The sequence below is a fragment of the Pantoea sp. T14 genome (assembly GCF_036663535.1).
GTDB classification, from domain to species: Bacteria; Pseudomonadota; Gammaproteobacteria; order Enterobacterales; family Enterobacteriaceae; genus Pantoea; species Pantoea phytostimulans.
On record NZ_JAWUEB010000026.1, the window covers coordinates 184,582 to 208,814 of the forward strand.

Annotated in this window: 28 protein-coding genes; 19 read left to right on the forward strand and 9 right to left on the reverse strand. The window is 50.4% G+C overall.

The features are described from left to right. Window positions 1-803 precede the first annotated feature (803 nt). Entirely contained in the window at window positions 804-965 is a 162-nt protein-coding gene (locus SC127_RS16010) for a YnfU family zinc-binding protein (RefSeq protein WP_215846544.1), read from the reverse strand. 567 nt (window positions 966-1,532) lie between these two features. After that, window positions 1,533-1,844, reverse strand: coding sequence for a flagellar hook-basal body complex protein FliE (gene fliE, locus SC127_RS16015; RefSeq protein ID WP_215846543.1), 312 nt, complete (start codon window positions 1,842-1,844; stop codon window positions 1,533-1,535). Between the two features lie 233 nt (window positions 1,845-2,077). Here fliE and fliF point away from each other — a divergent pair, with 233 nt between their 5' ends. From fliF to SC127_RS16090, 15 genes are all read left to right on the forward strand, one after another. Further along, entirely contained in the window at window positions 2,078-3,808 is a 1,731-nt protein-coding gene (gene fliF, locus SC127_RS16020) for a flagellar basal-body MS-ring/collar protein FliF (protein ID WP_243077681.1), read from the forward strand. Next, window positions 3,805-4,797, forward strand: coding sequence for a flagellar motor switch protein FliG (fliG, locus tag SC127_RS16025; RefSeq protein WP_215846542.1), 993 nt, complete (start codon window positions 3,805-3,807; stop codon window positions 4,795-4,797). Before fliF ends, fliG begins: the two co-directional genes overlap by 4 nt. Continuing rightward, a complete protein-coding gene (gene fliH, locus SC127_RS16030) occupies window positions 4,790-5,482 on the forward strand; it encodes a flagellar assembly protein FliH (protein WP_215846541.1) in 693 nt (230 codons plus the stop codon). The genes fliG and fliH overlap by 8 nt, the downstream gene beginning before the upstream one ends. Further along, window positions 5,482-6,843 carry a flagellar protein export ATPase FliI gene (gene fliI / locus SC127_RS16035; RefSeq protein WP_215846540.1) on the forward strand — a complete coding sequence of 454 codons (1,362 nt, stop codon included), beginning with the start codon at window positions 5,482-5,484 and terminating at the stop codon, window positions 6,841-6,843. The genes fliH and fliI overlap by 1 nt, the downstream gene beginning before the upstream one ends. Before the next feature lie 32 nt (window positions 6,844-6,875). Beyond that, window positions 6,876-7,319: a flagellar export protein FliJ gene (gene fliJ, locus SC127_RS16040; protein WP_215846539.1), complete on the forward strand. Its 444-nt coding sequence runs from the start codon at window positions 6,876-6,878 to the stop codon at window positions 7,317-7,319. After that, a complete protein-coding gene (locus tag SC127_RS16045; protein ID WP_332627115.1) occupies window positions 7,316-8,575 on the forward strand; it encodes a flagellar hook-length control protein FliK in 1,260 nt (419 codons plus the stop codon). The genes fliJ and SC127_RS16045 overlap by 4 nt, the downstream gene beginning before the upstream one ends. 129 nt (window positions 8,576-8,704) lie before the next feature. Next, window positions 8,705-9,190, forward strand: a complete 486-nt coding sequence (fliL, locus tag SC127_RS16050; protein WP_215846537.1) for a flagellar basal body-associated protein FliL — start codon at window positions 8,705-8,707, stop codon at window positions 9,188-9,190. A 4-nt stretch (window positions 9,191-9,194) separates the two neighbouring features. Next, window positions 9,195-10,202, forward strand: coding sequence for a flagellar motor switch protein FliM (fliM, locus tag SC127_RS16055; RefSeq protein ID WP_215846536.1), 1,008 nt, complete (start codon window positions 9,195-9,197; stop codon window positions 10,200-10,202). Further along, window positions 10,195-10,602 carry a flagellar motor switch protein FliN gene (gene fliN, locus SC127_RS16060; protein ID WP_215846535.1) on the forward strand — a complete coding sequence of 136 codons (408 nt, stop codon included), beginning with the start codon at window positions 10,195-10,197 and terminating at the stop codon, window positions 10,600-10,602. The genes fliM and fliN overlap by 8 nt, the downstream gene beginning before the upstream one ends. Window positions 10,603-10,604: 2 nt before the next feature. Further along, window positions 10,605-11,003, forward strand: coding sequence for a flagellar biosynthetic protein FliO (gene fliO, locus SC127_RS16065; protein ID WP_215846534.1), 399 nt, complete (start codon window positions 10,605-10,607; stop codon window positions 11,001-11,003). Further along, complete coding sequence (gene fliP, locus SC127_RS16070; RefSeq protein WP_243078486.1) at window positions 11,003-11,734, forward strand: flagellar type III secretion system pore protein FliP; 732 nt, start codon at window positions 11,003-11,005, stop codon at window positions 11,732-11,734. The genes fliO and fliP overlap by 1 nt, the downstream gene beginning before the upstream one ends. A gap of 26 nt (window positions 11,735-11,760) precedes the next feature. After that, window positions 11,761-12,030, forward strand: coding sequence for a flagellar biosynthesis protein FliQ (fliQ, locus tag SC127_RS16075; protein ID WP_215846533.1), 270 nt, complete (start codon window positions 11,761-11,763; stop codon window positions 12,028-12,030). Further along, window positions 12,030-12,815, forward strand: a complete 786-nt coding sequence (fliR, locus tag SC127_RS16080; protein ID WP_243077679.1) for a flagellar biosynthetic protein FliR — start codon at window positions 12,030-12,032, stop codon at window positions 12,813-12,815. Before fliQ ends, fliR begins: the two co-directional genes overlap by 1 nt. Window positions 12,816-13,447: 632 nt before the next feature. Continuing rightward, window positions 13,448-14,083: a transcriptional regulator RcsA gene (rcsA, locus tag SC127_RS16085; protein ID WP_215846532.1), complete on the forward strand. Its 636-nt coding sequence runs from the start codon at window positions 13,448-13,450 to the stop codon at window positions 14,081-14,083. Between the two features lie 152 nt (window positions 14,084-14,235). Beyond that, entirely contained in the window at window positions 14,236-15,942 is a 1,707-nt protein-coding gene (locus SC127_RS16090) for a methyl-accepting chemotaxis protein (RefSeq protein ID WP_332627116.1), read from the forward strand. Window positions 15,943-16,019: 77 nt separating this feature from the next. On the opposite strand, the gene dsrB is transcribed toward SC127_RS16090, so the two are convergent. Both dsrB and SC127_RS16100 read right to left on the reverse strand, forming a co-directional pair. Further along, window positions 16,020-16,214 carry a protein DsrB gene (dsrB, locus tag SC127_RS16095; protein WP_215846530.1) on the reverse strand — a complete coding sequence of 65 codons (195 nt, stop codon included), beginning with the start codon at window positions 16,212-16,214 and terminating at the stop codon, window positions 16,020-16,022. Between the two features lie 63 nt (window positions 16,215-16,277). Beyond that, entirely contained in the window at window positions 16,278-16,436 is a 159-nt protein-coding gene (locus tag SC127_RS16100) for a YqaE/Pmp3 family membrane protein (RefSeq protein WP_215846529.1), read from the reverse strand. Between the two features lie 318 nt (window positions 16,437-16,754). On the opposite strand from SC127_RS16100, the gene SC127_RS16105 reads away from it, so the two are divergent. The 3 genes from SC127_RS16105 to SC127_RS16115 all read left to right on the forward strand — a co-directional run bounded on the left by SC127_RS16105 (window position 16,755) and on the right by SC127_RS16115 (window position 19,528). Beyond that, window positions 16,755-16,991, forward strand: a complete 237-nt coding sequence (locus SC127_RS16105; RefSeq protein WP_215846528.1) for a DUF2525 domain-containing protein — start codon at window positions 16,755-16,757, stop codon at window positions 16,989-16,991. 491 nt (window positions 16,992-17,482) lie between these two features. Beyond that, window positions 17,483-18,265: a mannosyl-3-phosphoglycerate phosphatase-related protein gene (locus tag SC127_RS16110; RefSeq protein ID WP_332627117.1), complete on the forward strand. Its 783-nt coding sequence runs from the start codon at window positions 17,483-17,485 to the stop codon at window positions 18,263-18,265. Window positions 18,266-18,307: 42 nt separating this feature from the next. Continuing rightward, window positions 18,308-19,528 carry a glycosyl transferase gene (locus SC127_RS16115; RefSeq protein WP_215846526.1) on the forward strand — a complete coding sequence of 407 codons (1,221 nt, stop codon included), beginning with the start codon at window positions 18,308-18,310 and terminating at the stop codon, window positions 19,526-19,528. 85 nt (window positions 19,529-19,613) lie between these two features. On the opposite strand, the gene SC127_RS16120 is transcribed toward SC127_RS16115, so the two are convergent. The 5 genes from SC127_RS16120 to SC127_RS16140 form a co-directional block, all read right to left on the reverse strand. Next, on the reverse strand, window positions 19,614-19,793 hold the full coding sequence (locus SC127_RS16120; RefSeq protein WP_215846525.1) for a YodC family protein: 180 nt from the start codon (window positions 19,791-19,793) through the stop codon (window positions 19,614-19,616). Window positions 19,794-19,972: 179 nt separating this feature from the next. After that, on the reverse strand, window positions 19,973-20,104 hold the full coding sequence (locus tag SC127_RS16125) for a hypothetical protein (protein ID WP_256449269.1): 132 nt from the start codon (window positions 20,102-20,104) through the stop codon (window positions 19,973-19,975). A gap of 33 nt (window positions 20,105-20,137) precedes the next feature. Then, complete coding sequence (locus SC127_RS16130; protein WP_332627118.1) at window positions 20,138-21,049, reverse strand: DUF808 domain-containing protein; 912 nt, start codon at window positions 21,047-21,049, stop codon at window positions 20,138-20,140. Window positions 21,050-21,070: 21 nt separating this feature from the next. Continuing rightward, window positions 21,071-21,346, reverse strand: coding sequence for a hypothetical protein (locus SC127_RS16135; protein WP_215846524.1), 276 nt, complete (start codon window positions 21,344-21,346; stop codon window positions 21,071-21,073). Between the two features lie 67 nt (window positions 21,347-21,413). Then, window positions 21,414-21,890, reverse strand: a complete 477-nt coding sequence (locus tag SC127_RS16140; RefSeq protein WP_243077676.1) for a very short patch repair endonuclease — start codon at window positions 21,888-21,890, stop codon at window positions 21,414-21,416. 385 nt (window positions 21,891-22,275) lie between these two features. Here SC127_RS16140 and SC127_RS16145 point away from each other — a divergent pair, with 385 nt between their 5' ends. Then, window positions 22,276-24,153, forward strand: coding sequence for a hypothetical protein (locus SC127_RS16145; RefSeq protein WP_332627119.1), 1,878 nt, complete (start codon window positions 22,276-22,278; stop codon window positions 24,151-24,153). Window positions 24,154-24,233: the final 80 nt, after the last annotated feature.

The following is a 24,233-nucleotide window of genomic DNA, read 5'->3' on the forward strand; positions in this document are numbered from 1 at the left end:
GGTGTTGCAGTAGAGAGAATAGTTTGAAATTTTTTACGCCCGCTTCTTGCGGGTTTTTTTATCACGACAACCCAAGAAAACCTTCTTAAACCAATAGGCTCATCCCACACCATGTTTATTTTAAACCATTGATAATGAATAAATAAATCACAATAACACCCCATAAAGAAGCGTTATTCCCCACTTATCCTTACCGTTCCCAATAAAAAACAACTGTCTATTAAACTAAAGATAAAAATCAGTAATTAATCTTCTAACAAATTATTATCGGCGCATATATTCTTGATAATTCCTAATCTATCGTCCTTTCGCGACTAATATATCTATTCGTGTTTTAATTGAATGCGCGCCCAACACGCGATGACTTAGTGAGTAGCTTTCACACCCGCCCTACGCGGGTTTTTTCAGCTTTGCAATGCAAGTACGCTAAAAACCAGGATCATATTTGTCATTACGTCAGAAATATAAATTAAGGATCCTCTTCTGGCGGCCGATAACTGAGAAGTTAATAGACCGCGTTAATTTATCGTAAAAGTGCCTGCTCAAATGTGGGCTTTTTTTACCCCTATTACGTGTGCATTGGACGAGACAGTGACATTTGATGGTCCTAAAGTAAGTCTGGGTTTATCACTGTCTTCACGACGTCAAAAACTAAGGGCCACGCTGCCTGATTAGCAGGCATTCGATACTTGCTCAGGACTTATTGTCTCTCATTCGCAACGCTTCACAGCAAGGCTAACCGCATCCCTTATCGGAGGATGCAATAAAAAACCGCCCTCAGGCGGCTTAGTGTTTTGGATGTTTTATCCATGGATAACGAAGAGAGATTTACAGTGCGGACAGAGTAAAGCCTGCTCTTTCGAAACTTTTGTAACGGACTGCTTAGACGTTTTCCCGCATGTTGGGCACTTGGCGTCAGTATTGATTCTGGCGATACGGTCCATTACCTGAGTGAAGTAGGACATGGTATTCGGCCTTTTTTATGAATGAGACTAATCGTAACACCGATGATTGTTTTTTAATCAACTCATGATGATTAATCTTACGTTAGATCATAATTTCTGCTTATTTTGCAAAACTGTAATATCTTCAAAACCCCAAAAGATGTATTTGTTTTACTACTTATTGCCTTGAGTGTGATAAGTTAGTAATCCTTGACTATCACTTCGTCAACAAATGGATTCCTGCCAGGGAAACGCTCACGGATGAGCCCCATCGCCTACGCCTTTACTTTCGATTTGATACCTTCGCTAAAATGAATCGTGCTGACAATAAAAAAACCGCCCGTAGGCGGTTAGATAATAAATTCAATTGATTACGCTGCTTTACTTCTAGCCCAATGAGACGCCTTTCAGCAAGCTCAAGAGGTTCTGATTCAACTTAAGTGACCACAGATAAGGCTCTCAAGTACCCGCAAAATTTGCCAGTCTCAAGATGCATAATGAATGAAAAACTGAATGAATGTGTCCTATCAGTGTCCCACACAGCAGCGATCTAAGCGAATTTCCCTTTTATATCACCCAGTTAATCCGCTACACCTGCATATTCATGATGTCGGAATAAGCTGACACCAGTTTGTTCCTGACCTGAATTCCCATCTGCATTGAAATCGACGATTTCTGCAGATCGACCATCACATCATTCAGCGCAATACCCGGTTTACCCATCTCAAAATCTTGCGCCTGCGAGCGGGCGGTGGTTTGGGTTTCGCTGATCTTATCCAGCGCTGCTTTCATCGTTGCGCCGAAATCAATCTGATGAGTGGCTTCGCTGCTTTTATTGCTCGCCTGCAGCGAAGTCATTTGCAGCTGCTGCAGAACGCCGTCGATTGCCTGAATGGTCATTGCCGATACCTTATTGAAGACAGTGGGATTTTTTCTACGCTGGAAAAGTTATCACATTGTCAATGAGACAAACCCTCTAAATGACTGCAAAAAACCCAGCTTATCCAGCCATCAAATTTTGCGATTCATCAAATAATGCCCGGCATTGAAGTGGAAATTTTATTTACGCAGGTCAGGGAGTCTGTTTTGCCATCACAACTAACCCGGTCAATTACGTCAGGCAGGAATCGGTCATGAATGCGAGTGCAGCCGCCACACAGGATCAAGAAAAGAAAGGCTTAAGTGACCTTTTTGCCCGCCTGCGCGCTAACCCGCGTATTCCGTTAATTATCGCCGCCGCAGCTACCATCGCGGTGGTTTTTGCATTGGTGTTATGGGCGAAAGCGCCGAGCTACAGCGTGCTGTACAACAACCTGTCCGATGAAGACGGCGGCGCGATTGTTACTCAGCTTACCCAGATGAACATTCCTTATCGCTTCGCCGAAAGCGGTGGCGCATTAATGGTACCGGACGAGAAGGTGCATGAACTGCGTCTGCGTCTGGCTCAGCAAGGCTTGCCGAAAGGCGGATCCGTTGGCTTTGAACTGTTAGATAAAGAAAAGTTTGGTATCAGCCAGTTCAGTGAACAGGTGAACTATCAACGTGCGCTGGAAGGTGAACTGGCACGCACTATCGAAACGCTCGGTCCCGTTAAAGCCGTCCGGGTGCATTTGGCGATGCCAAAACCAACCTTGTTCGTCCGTGAGCAGAAAGCCCCTTCCGCGTCCGTCACCTTAACGTTGCAACCTGGCCGTGCGCTGGATGAAGGCCAGATTCAGGCCATCGTGCATATGGTATCGAGCAGCGTAGCGGGTTTACCGCCGGGCAACGTGACAGTTGTCGATCAGGCTGGACGTCTGCTGACCCGCTCTGATGCCGCCGGACGTGACCTGAATGACGCGCAGCTGAAATATGCCGCTGAAGTCGAAGCCCGTTTCCAGCAGCGTATTGAAGCGATCCTGAATCCTATTTTAGGTCAGGGAAATGTGCATGCTCAGGTTACGGCGCAAATCAACTTTAATACCAGCGAGCAGACGGACGAGAAGTATCAGCCAAATGCCCAACCCGACAGCACAGCGATTCGCTCACGCCAAACCAGCACCAGCGATCAATCGGGCAGTCCTTATCCAGGCGGCGTGCCGGGTGCGTTATCGAACCAACCTGCGCCAGCCAATACTGCGCCGGTCAATGCGCCGAACACTAATGCAAACGCAGCCAATGGTCAGAACGCTAACGGGCAAAATGCGAACGCGCAAAACAACGGCAGCACCACCAGCACCGCTGCCAGCGCCGGTCCAACCAACTCGCGTCGTGACGATACCGTTAACTACGAGTTAGATCGCACCATCCGCCATACCAAAATGAACGTTGGCGACGTGCAGCGCCTTTCTGTCGCTGTGGTAGTGAATTACCGCGAAGATGACAAAGGCAAATCGGTTGCGCTGAACGAGCAGCAGCTGAAGCAGATTGAAGACTTAACCCGTGAAGCGATGGGTTACTCGCAAACGCGTGGCGACAGCATCAACGTGGTGAACTCGCAGTTCAATACTACCGAGCCAACCGTGGGTGATCTGCCGTTCTGGCAGCAGCAAGCCTTCTTTGATCAGCTGATGAGCGCCGGTAAGTGGCTGCTGATTGCGCTGGTCGCCTTCATCCTCTATCGCAAACTGGTGCGTCCGCATCTGGTGCGTAAGAAAGAAGAAGAGAAAGCTGCCGCTGAAGCTGTTGCAGCACGCGCTGCCGCTGCACCGCAAGATGAAGAAGCCTTCAACGTTCAGCTCAGCAAAGATGAGCTGGATCAGGAACGTAAATCAAACAACCGCATGAGCGCTGAAGTTTTGAGCCAGCGTATCCGCGACATGTCTGAAAACGATCCGCGCGTCGTCGCGCTGGTCATTCGCGAATGGATGAGTAAAGAACTATGAGTCTGACCGGTACTGAAAAAAGCGCCATTCTGATGATGACCATTGGCGAAGAGCGCGCTGCGGAAGTTTTCAAGCACCTGAATCAGCGTGAGGTCCAACACCTCAGCGCGGCAATGGCCAATATGCGTCAGGTTTCACACAAACAGCTGACCGAGGTGTTGCGTGAGTTTGAAGCCGACGCCGAGCAGTTTGCAGCGCTGAGCCTCAACTCCAACGAATACTTGCGTTCGGTGTTGGTCAAAGCGCTGGGCGAAGAGCGTGCTTCCAGCTTGCTGGAGGACATTCTCGAAACGCGCGAAACCACCAGCGGTATGGAAACGCTGAACTTTATGGAACCGCAGGCCGCCGCCGACCTTATTCGCGACGAGCACCCGCAAATCATCGCCACCATTCTGGTCCACCTCAAACGGGGTCAGGCGGCAGATATTGTGGCGCTGTTCGACGAGCGTTTACGTCACGACGTCATGCTGCGTATCGCCACCTTCGGCGGCGTTCAACCTGCAGCGTTGGCGGAGCTGACCGAAGTGCTCAACGGCTTGCTGGATGGCACCAACCTCAAGCGTGCGAAGATGGGCGGCGTGAGAACCGCAGCAGAAATTATCAACCTGATGAAAACCCAGCAGGAAGAAGCGGTTATCGAAGCGGTTCGCGATTTCGATGGCGAGCTGGCCCAGAAGATCATCGACGAGATGTTCCTGTTCGAAAACCTGGTCGAAGTGGACGATCGCAGCATCCAGCGCCTGTTGCAGGAAGTGGAATCCGAGCAGTTGCTGATCGCCCTGAAAGGTGCCGAGCAGCCGCTGCGCGAGAAGTTCCTCAAGAACATGTCGGCACGTGCTGCCGATATCCTGCGCGACGATCTGGCCAACCGCGGTCCGGTACGTATGTCTGCCGTCGAGAACGAACAGAAAGCGATCCTGTTGGTGGTACGCCGCCTGGCAGAATCTGGCGAAATGGTAGTGGGCAGCAGCGAGGAAACGTATGTCTGATGCATTTTCCGCGCGCCCGTGGCAGTTGTGGCAGCCCAACGATTTAGGTCGTAGTGATGCGCCCGAGCCAGAACCGCTGCCAGAGATCGAATCGTTTGAAAATGAAGTAGACGAGCAACAGCAACTGCTCGAACGCATGCAGCAGCAAATGCGCAAAGAGGCGCAAGGCCAGGGTTATAACGAAGGTCATCAGCAAGGGTTTGCGGAAGGTCAGAAAACCGGTTACGACGCCGGTTTTGCCCAGGGTTTAGCCGATGCCCAGCAGCAGCATGCTCCGCTTCAGGCGCGTATGCAGCAGTTGGTGACTGAATTCCAGAACACGCTTGAATCGCTGGACAGCGTCATCGCGGCGCGTCTGATGCAGCTGGCGCTGGAAGCGGCGCGCTCTGTGATTGGCCAGGCCACCACGGTGGATGGCAGCGCCCTGCTGCGTCAAATTCAAGGCTTGCTGCAACAGGAACCGATGTTCAGCGGCAAACCGCAGCTGCGGGTGCATCCTGACGATCTGCAACGTATTGAGCAGACGCTGGGGCCAACGCTGGATCTGCACGGCTGGCGTTTGCTGGCCGATAACACGCTGCATCCGGGCGGCTGTAAACTCAGCGCGGAAGATGGCGATCTCGACGCCAGCGTGGCCACGCGCTGGCAGGAACTGTGCCGCCTTGCTGCGCCAGGAGAGTTGTAATGACCACGCGTCTTAATCGCTGGCTTGGCGCGCTCGACGCGTTTGAAGGCCGCATTGCACAAGTTCAGCCGGTTCGCCGCTATGGCCGTTTAACCCGCGCGACCGGTCTGGTACTGGAAGCGACCGGTTTGCAGCTGCCGCTCGGTGCGACCTGCGTGATTGAACGTAACGATGGCAAGAAGATCACCGAAGTTGAAAGTGAAGTGGTGGGCTTTAACGGTCAGAAACTGTTTTTAATGCCGCTGGAAGAAGTGGATGGCATTTTGCCCGGCGCACGCGTGTATGCACGCCAGACCAGTGAAAACCCACAGGCAGGTAAACAATTACTGCTGGGCCCGCAGCTATTAGGCCGCGTGCTGGACGGCAGCGGGCGTCCGCTCGACGGTTTGCCGTCACCCGACACCGGCTACCGCGCACCGCTGATCACCCCACCGTTTAACCCGTTGCAACGTACCCCAATCACTGACGTGCTGGATACCGGCGTACGCGCCATCAACTCGCTGCTTACAGTGGGACGCGGTCAACGTATGGGGCTGTTTGCCGGTTCCGGCGTGGGTAAAAGTGTGTTGCTCGGCATGATGGCGCGCTACACCGAAGCTGATGTCATTGTCGTGGGTCTGATCGGTGAGCGTGGACGAGAAGTAAAAGACTTTATCGAGAACATTCTGGGTGCGGAAGGTCGTGCCCGTTCAGTGGTAATTGCCGCTCCCGCCGACGTTTCTCCTTTATTACGTATGCAAGGTGCCGCTTACGCCACGCGTATCGCCGAAGATTTTCGCGATCGCGGCAAGCATGTGCTGTTGATCATGGATTCCCTGACGCGCTACGCCATGGCGCAGCGTGAGATCGCGCTGGCGATCGGCGAACCACCCGCCACCAAAGGCTATCCACCTTCCGTGTTTGCCAAGCTCCCTGCTCTGGTAGAACGCGCCGGTAACGGCATTGATGGCGGCGGCTCAATTACTGCGTTTTATACCGTACTGACCGAAGGCGACGATCAGCAAGACCCGATCGCGGACTCCGCACGTGCGATCCTGGATGGTCACATCGTGTTGTCTCGCCGTCTGGCGGAAGCGGGTCACTATCCCGCGATAGATATCGAAGCTTCAATCAGCCGTGCCATGACCTCGCTGATTGATGAAAACCATTACGCGCGGGTACGCCAGTTCAAGCAGTTGCTCTCCAGCTTCCAGCGCAACCGCGATCTGGTCAGTGTCGGTGCCTATGCTGCGGGTAGCGACCCGATGCTGGATAAAGCCATCAAACTCTATCCGCAAATGGAAGCTTTCCTGCAACAAGGCATTTTTGAACGCAGCGATTACGACGACGCCTGTCTGCATCTTCATGCTTTGTTTGGTTAAGACACGTTCGGTTAATCAGTGAGGTAACAGCAATGAAAACTGCAAATGCCATCGACACACTGCGTGATCTTGCGGAGCAGGATCTGGAAAAAGCGGTGATTTTTTTAGGCGACATGCGTCGTGGTCAGCAAGCCGCTGATCAGCAACTCACCATGCTGCTCGATTATCAGGATGAATACCGCAATAAGCTCAACGACAACATGTCGACCGGTATCGCCAATAACCGCTGGACCAACTATCACCAGTTTATCCAAACGCTGGAAAAAGCCATTGAGCAGCACCGCAACCAATTACAGCACTGGAATCAGCGCCTTGAGCAGGCGCTGGTGAACTGGCGTGAGAAACAACAGCGGCTTAACGCCTATCAAACGTTGATCACGCGCGCGGCTGAAACCGCCTTACAACAAGAAAACCGTCTCGATCAGAAACGGATGGATGAATTTGCCCAACGGGCCGCCTTTAGGAGAGCCGAATGATTACGCTGCCAACACTTAGCACGCAGACCGTGGCTACCGGTGATGCTGATACTTCAATGTCCACAGACATTTTATCGGGTGCCGATGCGATGCCGCAGGACTTCCTGACGGCGCTGGGTAATCAATTATTAACGCTGGCCAAACAGCCTGGGAAAGTCACGCAATTAACTGATCAACTTGAAGAAAGCGAAGCGGATACCAAGCCGACCAGCGCGCTGAATGCGCTGCTGGCAGCGCTGGAAAATCCCGATGCAGTGAATGCGTTGCTGAAGCCGGAAAATATTAAAGCCGCCACGAAATCAGCCGATGATAAAGATAAGCAAGACGCCAGTACATTAAGCGCCAGTGAGATGCAAAACGTGCAGGCACTGTTTGCCATGTTACCGGCAGCAGCCGCTAACAATGCAACGCCCGCCGTTGCCAGCAGCGAGTTGACACAAAGCGATGTGCGCCGCAATACGCTGTCATCGCTGTCGCAAGCCGTGAACAGCGCGCTGACCAGCAAAGATGAGGCGCCTGAAGGTAAAAGCAGCAAAGCCAGTGACAACAGCGCGCTGATGGGTAAAACCCCTGTGGCAGCCAGCAACACGGCGGCGGTAAGCAGTAACAACAACAGCAATGCGTTGAATCTCGACAGCAGCTTTCAACAGGTGTTGAGCAGCTTGAGCAAGCAGGATGATCAGTCCGCGCCCAAAAACAGCACCAGCGATAATTTGCTGATGACCAGCGCACCGATCTCCAGTGCCAGCTCGCTGACCGCACCGCTGAATGCTTCAGCGACGACCAATACGCCATCAACCCCGATGCTGAATGCGCAGCTCGGCAGCAACGAATGGCAGCAGGCGCTGAGCCAGCAAATTGTGATGTTCAGCCGTAACGGCCAGCAGAACGCAGAGTTGCGTTTGCATCCTGAAGACCTTGGCGCCATCCAGATCAGCCTGAAACTGGATAACGACACGGCACAGTTAAATATGGTTTCCAGCCACAGCCACGTAAGGGCGGCGCTGGAAGCTGCCCTCCCGCAGCTGCGTCATGCACTGGCAGAGAGCGGCATTAACCTGGGTGAGAGTCAGGTAAGCAGTGACAGTTCCGCGCAAGGCCAGAGCTTCCAGCAGCAGCAGGAGGCGCGCCGCGATGGACAACATGGCCGCTTCTCCCTCTCCCAGGACAGTGATAATGACATCACGCCGATTGCTGTGCCCGCCACCCTCCAGGCGCGTGTAGCAGGCAACGGCGCCGTCGACACCTTTGCCTGACAGCGACAAACGCTGAAGGTAAGCGTAAAACTCGCGTCTTTTCTTCCCATTGTTTGACTTAAGACGCGGGATAATCTGTTCAGGTGAGCCGAGAGGCTTGCCCATAATTCACAGGAAGTAACTGCAAAAATGTCTGAAAACGCGAAAGCTAAAGGCCGCAAACGTTCAATCTTAATTCCGGTGTTACTGGTGGTAACGCTGGCCGCTTGTAGCGTGGCAGGCTATGCAGTCTGGCGAATGATGAATAAACACGAGGGCGATAAGCCGGAAGTCGCGAAAGTCGAACCACCTGCCGCCCCGGTATTTTTTGCACTTGATACATTTACGGTTAACCTGGTCAATCCCGACAACGATCCTGACCGCGTGCTGTACGTAGGCTTTACCCTGCGTCTGCCGGATGAGGACACCCGTCGTCGGATGAATGACTATCTGCCTGAGGTACGCAGCCGTCTGCTGCTACTGCTCTCACGTCAGAGCGCGAATGCGCTAGCGTCAGAGCAAGGAAAGCAAGCGCTTGTTGAGCAAATCAAACAGGCACTGTCTCCACCACTGGTAAAAGGTCAACCTCCGCAGGCCGTGAACGACGTGCTGTTTACTGCCTTCATTTTGAGGTGAATCAATGGGCGATAGCATTCTCTCCCAAGCTGAAATTGACGCGCTACTCAACGGCGACAGTGACAGCAAGGAAGATGAAAAGATTCAGAAAGGGCCGGAAGGCGACATTCGTCCTTACGACCCGAATACACAGCGCCGTGTAGTACGCGAACGTCTGCAGGCGCTGGAAATTATTAATGAGCGTTTTGCTCGTCAGTTCCGTATGGCGCTGTTTAACCTGCTGCGCCGTAGCCCTGATATTTCTGTGGGTGCGATCAAGATTCAGCCGTATCACGAGTTTGCCCGCAACCTGCCGGTGCCAACCAACCTGAACCTGATCCACCTGAAGCCGCTACGCGGCACTGCGCTGGTGGTGTTTTCACCTAGCCTGGTGTTTATCGCGGTTGATAACCTGTTTGGTGGTGATGGTCGCTTCCCGACTAAAGTGGAAGGCCGTGAGTTTACCCACACTGAGCAGCGCGTTATCCGCCGTATGCTGAAGCTGGCGCTGGATGGTTACAGTGATGCATGGAAAGCCATTTACCCGCTGGACGTAGAGTATGTACGTTCAGAGATGCAGGTAAAATTCACCAACATCACCACTTCACCGAACGACATCGTGGTTAACACGCCGTTCCAGGTGGAGATTGGTAACCTGGTCGGTGAATTTAATATCTGTATTCCGTTTTCGATGATTGAGCCGCTGCGCGAGCTGCTGGTGAACCCGCCGCTGGAAAACTCCCGTCAGGAAGATAATCACTGGCGCGATAACCTGGTGAAGCAGGTTCAGCACTCTGAGCTGGAGCTGATTGCGCACTTTGCTGAGACTTCACTGCGTCTGTCACGCATTTTGCAGCTGAAGCCAGGCGATGTACTGCCGATTGAGAAGCCCGAGCGCATCATCGCCCATGTGGATGGCGTGCCGGTATTAACCAGCCAATATGGCACGATCAACGGCCAATATGCCCTGCGTGTCGAACATCTGATTAACCCGATTTTGAATTCGCTGAACGAGGAACAGCCCAATGAGTGACAGCAAGAAACCGTCCGATGACAACATCTCTGCGGACGATCTGTGGGCTGAGGCAATGAACGAACAAGCTGGCACCAGCGCGCCACAGAGCGACGATGTGTTTAAAACATTCGAGAGCAGCAATATCTCTGGCTCGCTGCAGGATATCGATCTGATTATGGATATCCCGGTGAAACTCACCGTGGAACTGGGCCGTACCAAAATGACCATCAAAGAGCTGCTGCGCCTGACGCAAGGTTCAGTGGTGTCACTGGATGGTCTGGCGGGTGAACCTTTAGATATCCTGATCAACGGTTACCTGATTGCTCAAGGTGAAGTTGTGGTGGTGAACGACAAATATGGCGTGCGCATCACCGATATCATCACCCCTTCTGAACGTATGCGTCGCCTGAGTCGTTAATAATGAATAACCAGTCTCAAACACTGCATCCCGCCGCGCCGCAAACGCAGGCGATTTCTACCGGTTCTGTAGTGACGCAAGTCAGCAGCGTGTTAGCCGGGATTGTATTGTTGATACTGGCTTTTGCCTGGCTGGCGCGCCGCCTCGGTTTCGCACCGAAGAAGGTCAGCAGCCAGGAACTCAAAATGACCGCCAGTGTTCAGGTCGGTCAGCGTGAACGCGTTGTGATTGTTGATACTGCCGATGCGCGCCTGGTCCTTGGCGTCACCGCTCAGCACATCACCCATTTGCACACGTTGCCGCCTGCTGCGCCGGAAGAAAATGCGCCATCAGGCGCTGCGCCACAAGATTTTCGCCAACTGCTACAGAATCTGGTTAAACGTCCCGGAAAACACCCATGATGCGTCGACTGCTTTCTCTTCTGCCGCTGCTGTTGCTGGCACCGGTTGCCCATGCCCAACTGCCGGGTTTGGTGAGTCATCCGTTAGCCAATGGCGGTCAAAGCTGGTCACTGCCGGTGCAGACGCTGGTGTTTATCACCGCGCTGACGTTTATCCCCGCGGTATTGCTGATGATGACCAGCTTTACCCGCATCATTATCGTTTTTGGCCTGCTGCGTAACGCCCTGGGCACGCCTTCTGCACCGCCTAATCAGGTTTTGCTGGGCCTGTCGCTGTTTCTGACCTTCTTTATTATGGCGCCGACCTTCGACAAGATTTATCAGGATGCTTATCTGCCCTTCAGCCAGGACAAGATCACCATGGACGTGGCGATTGAAAAAGGGGCGCAACCGCTGCGCGACTTTATGCTGCGCCAGACGCGAGAAGCAGATTTAGCGCTGTTTGCCCGCCTGGCTAATACACCACCTATTGCTGGCCCTGAAGCCGTACCGATGCGTATCCTGCTGCCTGCTTACGTGACCAGCGAACTGAAAACGGCGTTCCAGATTGGCTTTACCGTCTTCATTCCCTTCCTGATTATCGATTTGGTAGTCGCCAGCGTGTTAATGGCGCTGGGGATGATGATGGTTCCGCCTGCCACCATTTCACTGCCGTTTAAGTTGATGCTGTTTGTATTAGTGGATGGCTGGCAATTGCTGGTCGGTTCGCTGGCGCAAAGCTTCTATTCCTGATTCCCCTTTTCTGACTGGAGCATGACATGACACCCGAATCGGTAATGGTGATGGGGCAAGAAGCGATGCGCGTTGCGCTGATGCTGGCTGCACCGCTGCTGCTGGCTGCGCTGGTCAGCGGTTTATTTATCAGCCTGCTGCAAGCCGCAACCCAGATTAACGAACAGACACTGTCGTTTATTCCAAAAATTCTTGCGGTCGCTGCTACTGGCATTATTGCGGGCCCGTGGATGCTGAACCTGGTGCTGGATTACATTCGCACCGTCTTTACCAATCTGCCTTACATCATCGGCTGATGATTACTCTCGACAGTAGCCAACTTGTTCACTGGGTGAGTCAGTTTTACTGGCCGCTGGTGCGTTTGCTGGCGCTGTTTGCAACCGCCCCCCTTCTCAGTGAACGTTCCATTAGTAATCGGGTCAAAATTGGTCTGGCCGTGATGATCACCTGGTTATTGATGCCCATGCTGCCGCCCGTTGAGGTCACGCTGTTTTCTCCTGCCGGATTCTGGATTCTGATCCAACAAATTCTGATTGGTGCCGCGCTGGGTTTCACCATGCAGTTTGCTTTTGCAGCAGTACGAACAGCGGGTGAAGTGATTGGTTTGCAGATGGGATTGTCGTTCGCGACCTTTTTTGATCCGGGCAGTCGCCTGAACATGCCGGTGCTTGCGCGTTTTCTCGACATGCTGGCGATGTTATTGTTCCTGACCTTCAATGGTCACCTGTGGCTAATCTCGTTATTGGCGGACAGTTTTCATACACTGCCCATCAGCGGAACCACGATAAATGCCAACGCCTTTATGGCATTGGTAAAATCGGCGGGCTTAATTTTCCTTAATGGCATGATGTTAGCGTTACCCTTAATCGTTTTGCTCCTCATGCTAAACTTGGTACTAGGTTTGTTAAACCGCGTTTCACCACAGTTATCAATCTTCGCAATTGGCTTCCCGATTACCTTAACAGTAGGTATTCTCACTATTAGCCTGTTAATGCCACTACTTGCCCCGTTCTGCGAGCATTTATTCAGTGAAGTATTTGATTTACTCGCACTGTTTCTCACCGAACTATCCCGTCCCTAAACATTAAGTATCTAACTACTGTCCCCCTGCGATACTTAAGTAATTTGATACCATCAGTGCATTTTCTGAACCAATTTTCTCAGAAATCAACTAAGGAAATTCTGATAAATGTGCCGTCAGTCTGAAAATAATTCTTATTAAACCCTGCTTCGCGTATTTTAGTTAGGCGGTTCACAGAAAGCATAACTCTGTGGAATTGTTGATAAATCCGGCAATACGTTGAAATTGCACAAAAAAAATCTTTCGATAATTTTTCTTGTCAGGAAATGTTTTTTCCGGCATTGTCAACACGCGCTGATACGTCACACTTTCGTGAAGTAAATGTTTTTAAGATTTGTCCTATCAGATAACTCCGGATTTTCGGCGATAGTGACAACGCTCCCAAAACAGGTTTTACCCGTACTTCGGTACTCCCCAGCAATTCCCACTATTGCTGGAGAGATGGGTGACGTCACAGCAGCACGTAAAAAAATATTTTGCAGAACGGGTCAGGGAAGAAGACTTTTACAGGCGTTTGCCTGTTGCCACACTGCATGAGCAGAATAAAAAAGTGTCTTAGAAATCTCTCTCGTACCGCAACGCGTAATTCATCGTTGATTTAAACGGATAACAAATTGGTGAGGGTCGCTAACATGCCAACGATTATTATGGATTCCTGCAACTACACACGCCTGGGATTATCAGATTATATGTCCTCTAAAGGTGTTAAGAGGAAAAATATTACTTCAGCCTCTGACATTGAACAATTACAGCAACGTTGTGAACAATTACAACCTGGCGTCGTTTTTATTAATGAAGATTGCTTCATTCATGAACCTGATTCCAGCGAACGCATTCGCAGTATTATTATGCAGCACCCTGAAACACTGTTTTTTATATTTATGGCCATCAGTAATATCCATTTTGAGGAATACCTCTACGTTCGTAAGAACCTGATTATTACGTCAAAATCGATAAAGACATCCACACTGGATTCCTTACTGAGTACTTATTTGCAGAAGAAACTCAATCAATCTCCGCGTATTTCCTCTGGGTTGGACATTCATCCATTAACGCTGAGCCAGACTGAGTCGAATATGTTGAAAATGTGGATGTCAGGCCATGACACCATTCAAATTTCCGACAAGATGCAAATTAAAGCTAAAACAGTTTCATCACACAAAGGTAATATTAAGCGCAAGATCAAAACCCACAACAAACAAGTAATTTATCATGTGGTGCGATTGACCGATAATGTCACCTCGGGTATTTATGTCAATGTGAGATAATAACCCTACTGAAAGAACCGACCTTTTAAGGTCGGTTTTTTTTTGCCCCTTCTTTGCTTTAAAGTGGGAGCCAGATCTCACTTAATCTCCTAATCCTTTTCTCTGAATTGCCGATGTTAGCTTCATAACAACAATCTCAAGAGAGCAAGGATATGAACACAGCACAGGTTATTGATGGGCAATACAAGCCGAGCATCTGGCAAAATCTTCGACTCGTTCCCCTGTTTAGTATGATTTTCGGCGGCATTCTGCTGCTGTTCGCACTCTGTATTGGACTCGCCAGCTACTTTCTTATTCAAAGCAATCAGTCACTTCAAAATGCCACTGAAGAAATCCAGGTGCGCATGGGTATTTCTAATAGTTCAAACCATCTGCGTACCGCTCGTCTAACCATTATTCAGGCTGGTGCCGCCGCACGTATCGGTGAAATGGATGTGTTTCGCGCTAACGTTGCCGCTACTGAGAAACGCATCCAGCAGGCGAAAGATGGCTTCAAAGTTTACATAAACCGCAAAGTAAAATCGGCAGCCGATATGGACCTGGATGCCGCGTTAACCACGCGCTTCAATGAGTACGTTGATAAAGGCCTGATGCCGATGATCAATGCCGGTAAGCAAGGCAGCTTTGAAGGCATTATCGCGCAGGAAACTGACGTCACACAAAAGCTGGATGCCGCCTATAACGACGTCCTGTTGAAGGCGATCAAAATTCGTACCGACCGCGCGCAGTCGATTAACGTGGAAGCGGAGCACCAATCGCGTATTGGCTTTATTGCCATGGCCGTTGCGTTTGCTGCCGCGCTGATATTAGTGCTGCTGACCTTTGTATTTTTGCGTCGTGTGATCATTAATCCGCTGCGCCAGTCAGTTTCACGCATTGAACGCATCGCCCAAGGTGATTTAACCGCCCCTTCCCTGCCGCATGGCCGCAGTGAGATTGGATCGCTGATCCATAATTTGCAGCTTATGCAGCAATCCCTGGTGAAGACCGTTGGCACTGTTCGTGAAGGCGCAGTAGCCATTTACCAAGGCTCCAGCGAAATTTCAGCCGGTAACACCGATCTCTCTTCTCGTACCGAGCAGCAGGCTGCAGCACTGGAACAAACCGCTGCCAGCATGGAGCAGTTGACCGCCACGGTGAAACAGAATGCCGAGAACGCGCATCACGCCAGCCAGTTGGCCGCGGATGCGTCCGGTAAAGCACGCAGCGGCGGTAATTTGGTCAGTGGCGTCGTGAAGACCATGACTAACATTTCAGGCAGCTCGAAGAAGATTGCTGAGATTACCAATGTCATTAACAGCATTGCGTTCCAGACCAATATCCTGGCGCTAAATGCTGCGGTAGAAGCGGCACGCGCCGGTGAGCAAGGCCGTGGTTTTGCCGTGGTTGCCAGCGAAGTACGTAATCTGGCTCAACGCAGTGCACAAGCAGCGAAAGAGATTGAAACCCTGATTGCCGAATCAGTGACATTGATTAATGACGGCTCTCATCAGGTCGGTGAAGCCGGTTCCACGATGAGTGAAATTGTCGAAGCGGTGCGCCGCGTGACAGACATTATGGCGGAGATCGCTGCGGCATCGGATGAACAGAGCCGAGGTATTCAGCAGGTGAGTCTTGCTGTAACTGAAATGGATAATGTGACGCAGCAAAATGCTTCACTGGTGGAAGAGGCTTCTGCCGCCGCCTCCTCGCTGGAGGACCAGGCAGGTAAATTGACGCAGGCGGTTTCCGCTTTCCGTTTGCATGACTCGCCAGCGCAGACGCTCGCAACGCGCGCGCCCTCACCCGCACAAAAATCACCTGTGCTCGCATCCCGCCCGGTATTAGCCTCGGGAAATGACAACTGGGAAACCTTCTGATTACTGTTGTCGTTAGCAGGTTGAAGCCATAAAAAAGGTGCGCCATGGCGCACCTTTTCTCTTTGCAAACGCGGTTATCAGGCCGATTCATAAGGTTCAACGAAGATTCCGTCAGCCTGTTCAGTTTCATTAAAAAACCATATCCCCAGCGGATAATCTTCTAATGCCACCAGGAACATGGTGCCTTCGTTAAACGGCTCCACGGCCAAAATGGTTCCAACCCTGCGCGGGCCGCCATCCGTTTTTACCGTGACACGGTCATTCACCTTCATTCTCATTTCTCCTGATTATTTCCTGAGTCACAGTTTAAACGAACAATGGCTTCCATGTAGCGTTTAGCGGCGAGCAATCACCCAGACGGCGTGAATGATACCGGGTATGTAGCCACACAGCGTTAACAGGATGTTTAGCCAAAATGCTCCGCCAAAACCGACCTGCATAAAGACGCCCAGCGGGGGTAACAAAATAGCAATAATGATGCGGATAATATCCATGGTCGCTCCTTGAGGTGTTGATTAAAAACAGCTTTGTCGTTAAATATAGCCGTTTCTCCTGCTTTTAAGCAAAAAAGCAGGTAAAGATGAGTAAGATTAGGAAATTTCACTTCCTTAACGTTTCACGACAAGATTTCTAACGCGAAAACCTTTTACACTTCTTAGCACTGCACCAACCCCAATAGGCGCAGTCAACCTAAAAGTAACAAGGATTTTTGCCCGCGCAGCGCGGGCTTTTTTTTGCCTGTCATTCCGCATTCCGCGCTTTCCCCGCCGCCGTCTATACTCAAATATCATCTCGCCTTCAGGAGGCAGATTATGGCAACGGCAAAAGAGTCTAGCGATGACGCACAGCGGGCTTTGAATGTGGACGTGGATGCGCTATTAGAAGCAATCCAGGTGAAAACTTCGGGTGATGTTCGCGATTATATGGATTTTGATCCATCCCATCGTGGAATAAAGCTGGATAGCAGACATTTTGAGGCTTACACCGAAATCGCTGAAGCATTTGAACTCGATATTCACGACTGCACCAGCAGTGAAATGAATCGTTGAAATCGTTTCCAAAAAAATACCCGGCGGGATGGCCGGGTAAAAAATTCAATTCGTTACACCAGGGAATTCTTAACACCTCTGCAGACTACGCCTCTCCTGACTTAAGACAAGTCTTAACCCTGCACAAACCTGCCACACAAACCGCTATTTTGATGTCACTGTTACCGAAAACACCTTGTGTACCAAGCGCTAGAGCGCGCAAGAAACGTGCAACATACCCGTAAACGCCGTTACGTTTTAAGATTATTCCTAGTTATTCAGAAGGTGAGTGTTCGGCGAAAGTGCAACTAAGATTCAACTATAATATTGAAAAATCGTTGCTTTATACCCTGAATAATTTGCGTTGCAGCGAGGCGGCAAACGAATGACACAGTAGGCGAAATCGGTTTGACCTGCATTTCGCTGACGCACAAACGTGTCGAGTAATGTAGATAACGCACCTGCAGCGTGAAGAATGACGGGGCGTTGAATGTGATGAAAGGAGCCTTACGATGCCTACGCTTCAACAACCATTGATGATTGTGACCGATCTAGACGGTTCCCTGCTCGACCATCACAGCTATAGATGGGATCCCGCTGAGGAATGGCTTGAGCAGTTGCAACAACACCAAATTCCTTTGGTGATCTGCTCCAGTAAAACCGCAGCGGAAATTCTGCCGTTGCAAAAGAAACTCGGTATTACGGGCGCACCGTTCATTGCTGAAAACGGTGCGCTGATCCAACTTGATCCTTCAGAACGGATCCGCCTGCCCGCTGACAGCGCAGACTATGAAACGCTGTGCCACCGTTTATCGCTGCTACAAAGTCGTTATCGCTTCACTGGATTTCATAATTTTACCGATCGGGAAGTCTCGGCGATGACAGGACTCAGCGAGGCTGACGCCGCACTATCGCGCCAGCGCGACGCGTCAGAGGTGCTGGTCTGGCGTGACAGCGTAGAAGCTTTTGCTTCCTTTCACAGCGAACTCACGCAACACAATCTGACATTAACGCAGGGCGGTCGCTTTTGGCACGTGATGCCGGCGGGCAGCGGGAAAGGTGAAGCGCTACGCTGGTTACTTAGCCAGCAGTCAGGTGAACCTCGGGTCACTATTGGGTTGGGTGATGGCCCAAACGATGCACCCATGCTGGATGCCGTCGACTACGCGGTGGTGATCAAAGGCTACAGTAAAACGCCGGTGCGCCTGACACGACAAGATCTCAAACATATCTATCACACCGCGCACTATGGCCCCGAAGGCTGGTGCGAAGGTCTGGACTATTTTCTTACTTAGCCTCAATTTGCGGCAGCCGCTGCATACCATAAGGATAATGCGATGAGTGATTTTTATCAGAATGGCGTCGTCACTAACTTCCATAACCTCACCCACCGCAGCGTGGAGTCGCTTGAAAAAGAGATGGTACGCTTTGCCCGTAAGCGCAAAATGGGCTTAATTCTGCCGTCACTGTTTTCTGAGCTGGAAGGCCCGGCACTGAGCAATATTGTTGATGAACTAGCCCAGGTACCTTATCTCAATGAGATCGTCATCGGTCTTGATCGCGCTGACCGCGAGCAGTTTTTACATGCCCGCGAATTCTTCTCGCGTTTGCCACAGCGCCATCGAATTTTATGGAACGATGGCCCGCGTTTGAAAGCGATAGATGCAGAATTAGACAAAGAGGGCTTGTCGCCCAGCCAGCCCGGCAAAGGCCGCAACGTCTGGTTTTGTACCGGCTATACGCTGGCTTCTGACCGCACCAGCTGTGTGGCGCTCCATGACTGCGATATCGTCACCTATGAACGCGGCATGCTGGCGCGCCTGCTTTATCCGCTGGCGAACCCGTCGTTCCAGTATGAGTTTTGCAAAGGTTTCTATGCGCGCGTGGCAGATGGCAAACTAAATGGTCGTGTTGGGCGTTTACTGGTTGGCCCACTGCTGCGTTCGCTGCAAAAAGTGTACGGCCATTCTGACTATCTCGATTACCTTTCCAGTTTTCGTTACCCATTATCGGGTGAGTTTGCCATGCGTACACACGTGCTGAACGGCATAAAAATTCCGGGTGACTGGGGTCTGGAAATTGGCGTGCTGTCGGAAATATTTCGTAATTACACCACGCGACAAACGTGTCAGGTCGAAATAGCCGACAACTACGATCACAAACACCAGCCGCTGGCGGAAGAAGATGGCACGGGCGGACTGAAACGTATGAGCAGCGATATCGTACAGTCGCTGCTACGTAAACTCGCCACCATGGGCGTGCCGCTTACCAGTGATTCTTTCCGCGTGCTGAAAGCCACCTATTACCGTAACGCGCTCGATATGATGGAAATCTACAATCACGAAGCGACGATGAATGGTCTGAAGTTTGAACAGCATGTTGAAGAAGCGGCCGTTGAGATGTTTACACAGTCAATTCTTGAAGCGGGACAGGCCTTCATAGAACGCCCTAATGACAAGCCGTTTATTCCAAGCTGGAGTCGTGTGCAGTCTGCATTCCCTGACATCCTACAGCGTATTTATCAGGCCGTGGAAGAGGATAACGAAGGTAACGTGTGATAGGGCTAGAGGGTGAAATCTAAAACGGGATGAGATTGTTAAGGCTAAGACACCCGCCGCAGGGAAGCGGCGGATAAAAAACGCATCAACTTGCCAACTGTTGTGACGGTGTTGAATGACTCAGCTCATCAGAACGGAAAGCTTCTCTTCTCACCGCGTAGCCGTCATACCAACGACACTCGACCATACCGCTGGCATAACCGGTGACAACCATCGTTTGCCCGCCTTCCTTATGCTGAACTTCTTCACTGATTGCAAAAACCATGTTGCGCCCTCCGTTTGACTTTTTAATGAACAGTTTTCTTTATAGCAGGCGAAAAGGGTTCTTGCCTGTTAAGGCACACATAAAAATGGCGAATTCAGAATTAAGCAGATGGATATGTTGAAAATAAAAAAAGCGGATAACATTTGTTATCCGCTTTTAAAGAAACTCTTTAACAAGAATTAGATTTTGCAGCCTTCGCAATCTGCTTCATCGCCGAGATCGTCAGGCACTTCGTTGGCCTTCTTCTCTGCTTTCGCTTCAGCCTGCTCAAGCTGTGCATCAATATCAAATTCAAACATGTCATCGCTCATTTTTTTGCTCCCGTTACGCAATTTCAGCGCGCTTTATACCGATTTCCCACGCATTTTTGCAATCAGATTTACGCCTAACAGCACGATCGACCCAATGATAAAACCGAGTACCAAATTGGCACCGTTGCTTAATAAGCTTGAAATCAGGCCGCCAAATCCAGCAGTGGCTTCTTCAATAAAATGATGCAGCGGCGTGATGCCATGCACCACAATGCCGCCGCCCACTAAAAACATGGCAATAGTGCCAACGACCGATAAAATCTTCATTAACCAGGGCGCGGTCGCCAGCAAAAAGCTGCCAACTCCCTGCGCCATGCGCGAAGGCTTTTCTCGCAGCCAGAAACCTAAATCATCGATTTTCACGATAGCCGCGACGATGCCATACACCCCAACAGTAACGAGAATGGCGATGCCGGCCAGGATGATGACCTGATTCATTAATGGTGCTTCGGAGACAATGCCCAACGTGATAGCGACAATTTCCGCAGACAAAATAAAATCCGTGCGTATCGCCCCTTTTATTTTCTTTTTTTCGAACGCTTGCGGATCCTGCTTGGTCAGTTTGTCCAAACGCTCCTGTCGCGCTTCCGGTGACTTTTGCTGTTTATCATGTTGCAAACTGTGCATAACCTTTTCTACGCCTTCGTAGCAAAGGTAGGCACCGCCAATCATCAAAAGTGGCGTAATCAGCCAAGGGGCAAACGCTGAGATCACCAGTGCCAGCGGCACTAAAATCAACTTATTAAGAAATGATCCTTTAGCAACGCCCCACACAACCGGCAGCTCGCGATTGGCTTTAACTCCCGTCACTTGCTGAGCGTTAAGCGATAAATCATCACCTAAAACGCCTGCCGTTTTTTTGGCCGCCACTTTTCCCATGACGGAAATATCATCCAGAAGTGTTGCAATATCATCTAATAAAGTCAGTAAACTCGTTCCTGCCAAAATGCGATCCTTATGCCGGTTCTATTCCGGTTCGTTATGCTGACAACATGGGCAGCGCTCAATTTCGGCAACTGACATCTCGGCGATGCCCTCACAATCCCATTCCACACGCACCGCTTCTCCCGCTTTCGTCTGTGCATGCAGATACTTACTTACAGGACTCTCAGTTAACCCTGTCACTTCCTCCGTGGCGATAAGCGTATCGCCCACATAAATTCGCGCTGTCGCTTTGGTGTTTACCATGCGCTCATCACGGATCTGATAAAGGCGTTTAACGGTCAGTTTAATGCTGCTCATTACAGGATCCTTCACGGAGAAAGCAGAGATCTAACCAATTATGTTGCTGATTGGCAAGGCTGCAAGTTCAGGGGGCACGGTAATGGTGAATTCCCTGATGATCAATCTCAGCGTTCTCCTTCATCACCAGCAGCCACTCTTCCAGCCTTTCCTGCAAATCTTCATCGCTGAGACGCAGCTTTCCGCGCAGTGCACATTCCCAGATAATCAGAACCTTCCAGCCATTTTCCTGCAGTTGCTTAACATAGCGCTGGTCACGCTCTACGTTGCTGTTGATCTTACCGATCCAGAATTCGGTGCGGGTGGCCGGAATTTTAAACAGATAGCAATGATGACGATGCCAAAAACAGCCATGGACGAAGATGATCGCCTGCTGCTCCAGCAGAACGAAATCGGGACGTCCCGGTAAGTTTTTGTCCTGTACGCGGTAAGTAAACCCCCGATCTTTGAGTAAGAGCGCAATGCGCTGCTCAATCGCGGTGTCCTGCTGGCGGATAGCCCGCATGTTTTTGCTGCGTATCTCGCTAGAGTGAACGTCGGCCATGGCGTCTCCTTTTTGACTGGTCTTTCAACTTTAGCCTGAGCCACGAAAATCGACAGTGTTAGCGTCAATCCGGCGACGCTATTAATAAGCCACTGACAAGGGTTCTCAACCTGACAATGCTGCCATGCTGCACAATCTCCTGTCTGTAAATCCTTTTTTGGCCCTATTTTCGGTCCAACGATGCATAAAAGAGTGCTGCGAAAAATCTGTAAAGCGTAAATCTTCCGCTTCGCTTATCGCCACAATTCAATCCGTTACCGCTGATTAAAAATAAGACTACATATTTTACTCCGGTTAACGGCGGCACGCGCATAAATATTATTTTTCAAGGACTTATACTAAAAAAGACTTTAACTCTTCTTGACCATTTATTAAGGAAAGCACCATGACGAATAAATCAGATGACGTCACCGTTAGCGCTGATAACAGTAACTCGCTCACCGTTTTAGATAAAAGCGGTAAAAGCATTGATTTCGGCAAAATTATAGTGGAGTTGGCGAGCCTAAATAGCAGTAATGGGGCGGGCATTACGCAATTAAAAAACATCGCTGAGTTACGCAGCACCGAGCCGACTCAGCCGGGAGAACTTGCCTCAGTATTGGAATACAACACCGACACAAACAGGGGCGGTGGCCTTTTTGTTTACGATGCTGCAGATAAAACCACTGCAGAAGATTTTGGCCTGAACATCGTCACGCCGGAAAAAGCGCGCTGGAAGCGAGTCGTTCTGGATTATAACAATGTGACGGTTATCGATTTTGGTGCCGTCCCAGACGGTAAAGTCGATTGTCTTGAAGCGGTAACGCGTATGTTTGACTGGTCGCAGAAAAATAATCCTGCAACCGGCATTCGTTTTACCGCTGGCGTATTTTTGCTGTCGAAGTTTGATATTTCCTCAAAAGAGATTGCCCGATTTAAAATCTCTGGCGCACCGGTTAACTTTGGCTTTTTTGCCTCAACAACGCTGCTTTCCGATCAGAAAAATAACGAAGTGATGTTCTCAGTAAAAGCGCGCTATGTGGAGATATCAGGCTTCGTTGTTAAAGGCCAAAGCAAGGGTGACGGCAGTACGGTTGCCAATACCAAAGGCTTCTTTAAAAATATTATTCCCGGTGGCCAGTTTTTACGTTTGAGCTGCGTAGAATTCCGCTACCTCGGCGGACGTGCACTGGATATTATCGATACCCTTGACTGCAAATTCGATCAATTTTATGGCCGCTATTGTCAAAATTCCATTGTCTATGCACGCTGGTCAGGTCAAGCGCAAGGCGTATGGGATCATTCAACGGCGATTGAGCTGGCCAACTTTAATATCCAGCACAACACCTTGTTTCCTGCTTTAGATATTCCGCGCTGTACGCAATCCATTATTCGTAACGGCTGGATCGAACACACAGAATTTCCCGGCGATCTCTCGAACGGTCAGTGGATCATTGAGACCTTCAATCTGGAGGATTGTGCCAACCCGTTAAAACTCGCTTACGCCCGTATTATCATGACGCAGAAAAATCTACAAAGCGGAAGTAAAGTCGATTTCACACCGGAGGGCGAGCGCTGGCTGTCGGAATATGAAGAGGGCAACGTGGAGATGGCGAACTGGGGGATGATCCTGAATGGTTCGCTAAATTATGACTACGTTACCTCTCAACATCGCATGGATAACCGCACCAATAAGGACGTCTGGTTTTATTTGGGCGAGGTCGCTTTTCCCACCGAATCTAATCAGCTCAATATTAAAATTGTGGGCTCCGGTGGATACAGTACCGTCGGGGAAACACAAAATGATTATTCGCAGAGAACCGCGCAGGGCGCAGCATATATTGCGATTCAGGCCACCAGCGGCGGACCTTACGCCACCTGGCACGGCGAAGGCTCTTCCCCGGTTATTCAGGTACACATTGAAGGTGGAAGCTCAGCCTGCAAAATCTATGTGAAGATCGGCCAATATACCGGCCAAAGCATCGCGTTATTAGAAACCAACGGCGTGGATCGTTATCAAGCCGGCGTGCATTTTCTGTTCCGCAAAAGCTTCACGAAATGTGAGCCGGAAAAAAGTGCTGAGTTGGATGCCACGCCAGTGATCTGCTTTGAGCAACACTGGACCGGCAATAAAAGCGTCGGCTTTGGCTATAACAATAACAAAGAGCTGATTATTCACGGCACCAGTGGCAAAGTGGCTGAGTTTGATGAAGCGACCAGCTGCCTTAAAGTACGCATCAACGGGCAGATTTTTGGTATCGAAATGAGAAAGTTAAAAGCCTGATCTCACTGGCGGGCACGTCCCGCCAATTTCTTCGGCGCGTAAGGAGTGTTAGCATAGGCGCTTCACTGTTAAGGATAAAC

What these genes read in the sequence shown, in the direction of transcription:
- SC127_RS16010 (WP_215846544.1), bottom strand. Translation starts at nt 965, where the DNA reads ATGTCCTACTTCACTCAGGTAATGGACCGTATCGCCAGAATCAATACT.
- fliE (WP_215846543.1), bottom strand. Translation starts at nt 1,844, where the DNA reads ATGACCATTCAGGCAATCGACGGCGTTCTGCAGCAGCTGCAAATGACT.
- fliF (WP_243077681.1), top strand. Translation starts at nt 2,078, where the DNA reads ATGAATGCGAGTGCAGCCGCCACACAGGATCAAGAAAAGAAAGGCTTA.
- fliG (WP_215846542.1), top strand. Translation starts at nt 3,805, where the DNA reads ATGAGTCTGACCGGTACTGAAAAAAGCGCCATTCTGATGATGACCATT.
- fliH (WP_215846541.1), top strand. Translation starts at nt 4,790, where the DNA reads ATGTCTGATGCATTTTCCGCGCGCCCGTGGCAGTTGTGGCAGCCCAAC.
- fliI (WP_215846540.1), top strand. Translation starts at nt 5,482, where the DNA reads ATGACCACGCGTCTTAATCGCTGGCTTGGCGCGCTCGACGCGTTTGAA.
- fliJ (WP_215846539.1), top strand. Translation starts at nt 6,876, where the DNA reads ATGAAAACTGCAAATGCCATCGACACACTGCGTGATCTTGCGGAGCAG.
- SC127_RS16045 (WP_332627115.1), top strand. Translation starts at nt 7,316, where the DNA reads ATGATTACGCTGCCAACACTTAGCACGCAGACCGTGGCTACCGGTGAT.
- fliL (WP_215846537.1), top strand. Translation starts at nt 8,705, where the DNA reads ATGTCTGAAAACGCGAAAGCTAAAGGCCGCAAACGTTCAATCTTAATT.
- fliM (WP_215846536.1), top strand. Translation starts at nt 9,195, where the DNA reads ATGGGCGATAGCATTCTCTCCCAAGCTGAAATTGACGCGCTACTCAAC.
- fliN (WP_215846535.1), top strand. Translation starts at nt 10,195, where the DNA reads ATGAGTGACAGCAAGAAACCGTCCGATGACAACATCTCTGCGGACGAT.
- fliO (WP_215846534.1), top strand. Translation starts at nt 10,605, where the DNA reads ATGAATAACCAGTCTCAAACACTGCATCCCGCCGCGCCGCAAACGCAG.
- fliP (WP_243078486.1), top strand. Translation starts at nt 11,003, where the DNA reads ATGCGTCGACTGCTTTCTCTTCTGCCGCTGCTGTTGCTGGCACCGGTT.
- fliQ (WP_215846533.1), top strand. Translation starts at nt 11,761, where the DNA reads ATGACACCCGAATCGGTAATGGTGATGGGGCAAGAAGCGATGCGCGTT.
- fliR (WP_243077679.1), top strand. Translation starts at nt 12,030, where the DNA reads ATGATTACTCTCGACAGTAGCCAACTTGTTCACTGGGTGAGTCAGTTT.
- rcsA (WP_215846532.1), top strand. Translation starts at nt 13,448, where the DNA reads ATGCCAACGATTATTATGGATTCCTGCAACTACACACGCCTGGGATTA.
- SC127_RS16090 (WP_332627116.1), top strand. Translation starts at nt 14,236, where the DNA reads ATGAACACAGCACAGGTTATTGATGGGCAATACAAGCCGAGCATCTGG.
- dsrB (WP_215846530.1), bottom strand. Translation starts at nt 16,214, where the DNA reads ATGAAGGTGAATGACCGTGTCACGGTAAAAACGGATGGCGGCCCGCGC.
- SC127_RS16100 (WP_215846529.1), bottom strand. Translation starts at nt 16,436, where the DNA reads ATGGATATTATCCGCATCATTATTGCTATTTTGTTACCCCCGCTGGGC.
- SC127_RS16105 (WP_215846528.1), top strand. Translation starts at nt 16,755, where the DNA reads ATGGCAACGGCAAAAGAGTCTAGCGATGACGCACAGCGGGCTTTGAAT.
- SC127_RS16110 (WP_332627117.1), top strand. Translation starts at nt 17,483, where the DNA reads ATGCCTACGCTTCAACAACCATTGATGATTGTGACCGATCTAGACGGT.
- SC127_RS16115 (WP_215846526.1), top strand. Translation starts at nt 18,308, where the DNA reads ATGAGTGATTTTTATCAGAATGGCGTCGTCACTAACTTCCATAACCTC.
- SC127_RS16120 (WP_215846525.1), bottom strand. Translation starts at nt 19,793, where the DNA reads ATGGTTTTTGCAATCAGTGAAGAAGTTCAGCATAAGGAAGGCGGGCAA.
- SC127_RS16125 (WP_256449269.1), bottom strand. Translation starts at nt 20,104, where the DNA reads ATGAGCGATGACATGTTTGAATTTGATATTGATGCACAGCTTGAGCAG.
- SC127_RS16135 (WP_215846524.1), bottom strand. Translation starts at nt 21,346, where the DNA reads ATGAGCAGCATTAAACTGACCGTTAAACGCCTTTATCAGATCCGTGAT.
- SC127_RS16140 (WP_243077676.1), bottom strand. Translation starts at nt 21,890, where the DNA reads ATGGCCGACGTTCACTCTAGCGAGATACGCAGCAAAAACATGCGGGCT.
- SC127_RS16145 (WP_332627119.1), top strand. Translation starts at nt 22,276, where the DNA reads ATGACGAATAAATCAGATGACGTCACCGTTAGCGCTGATAACAGTAAC.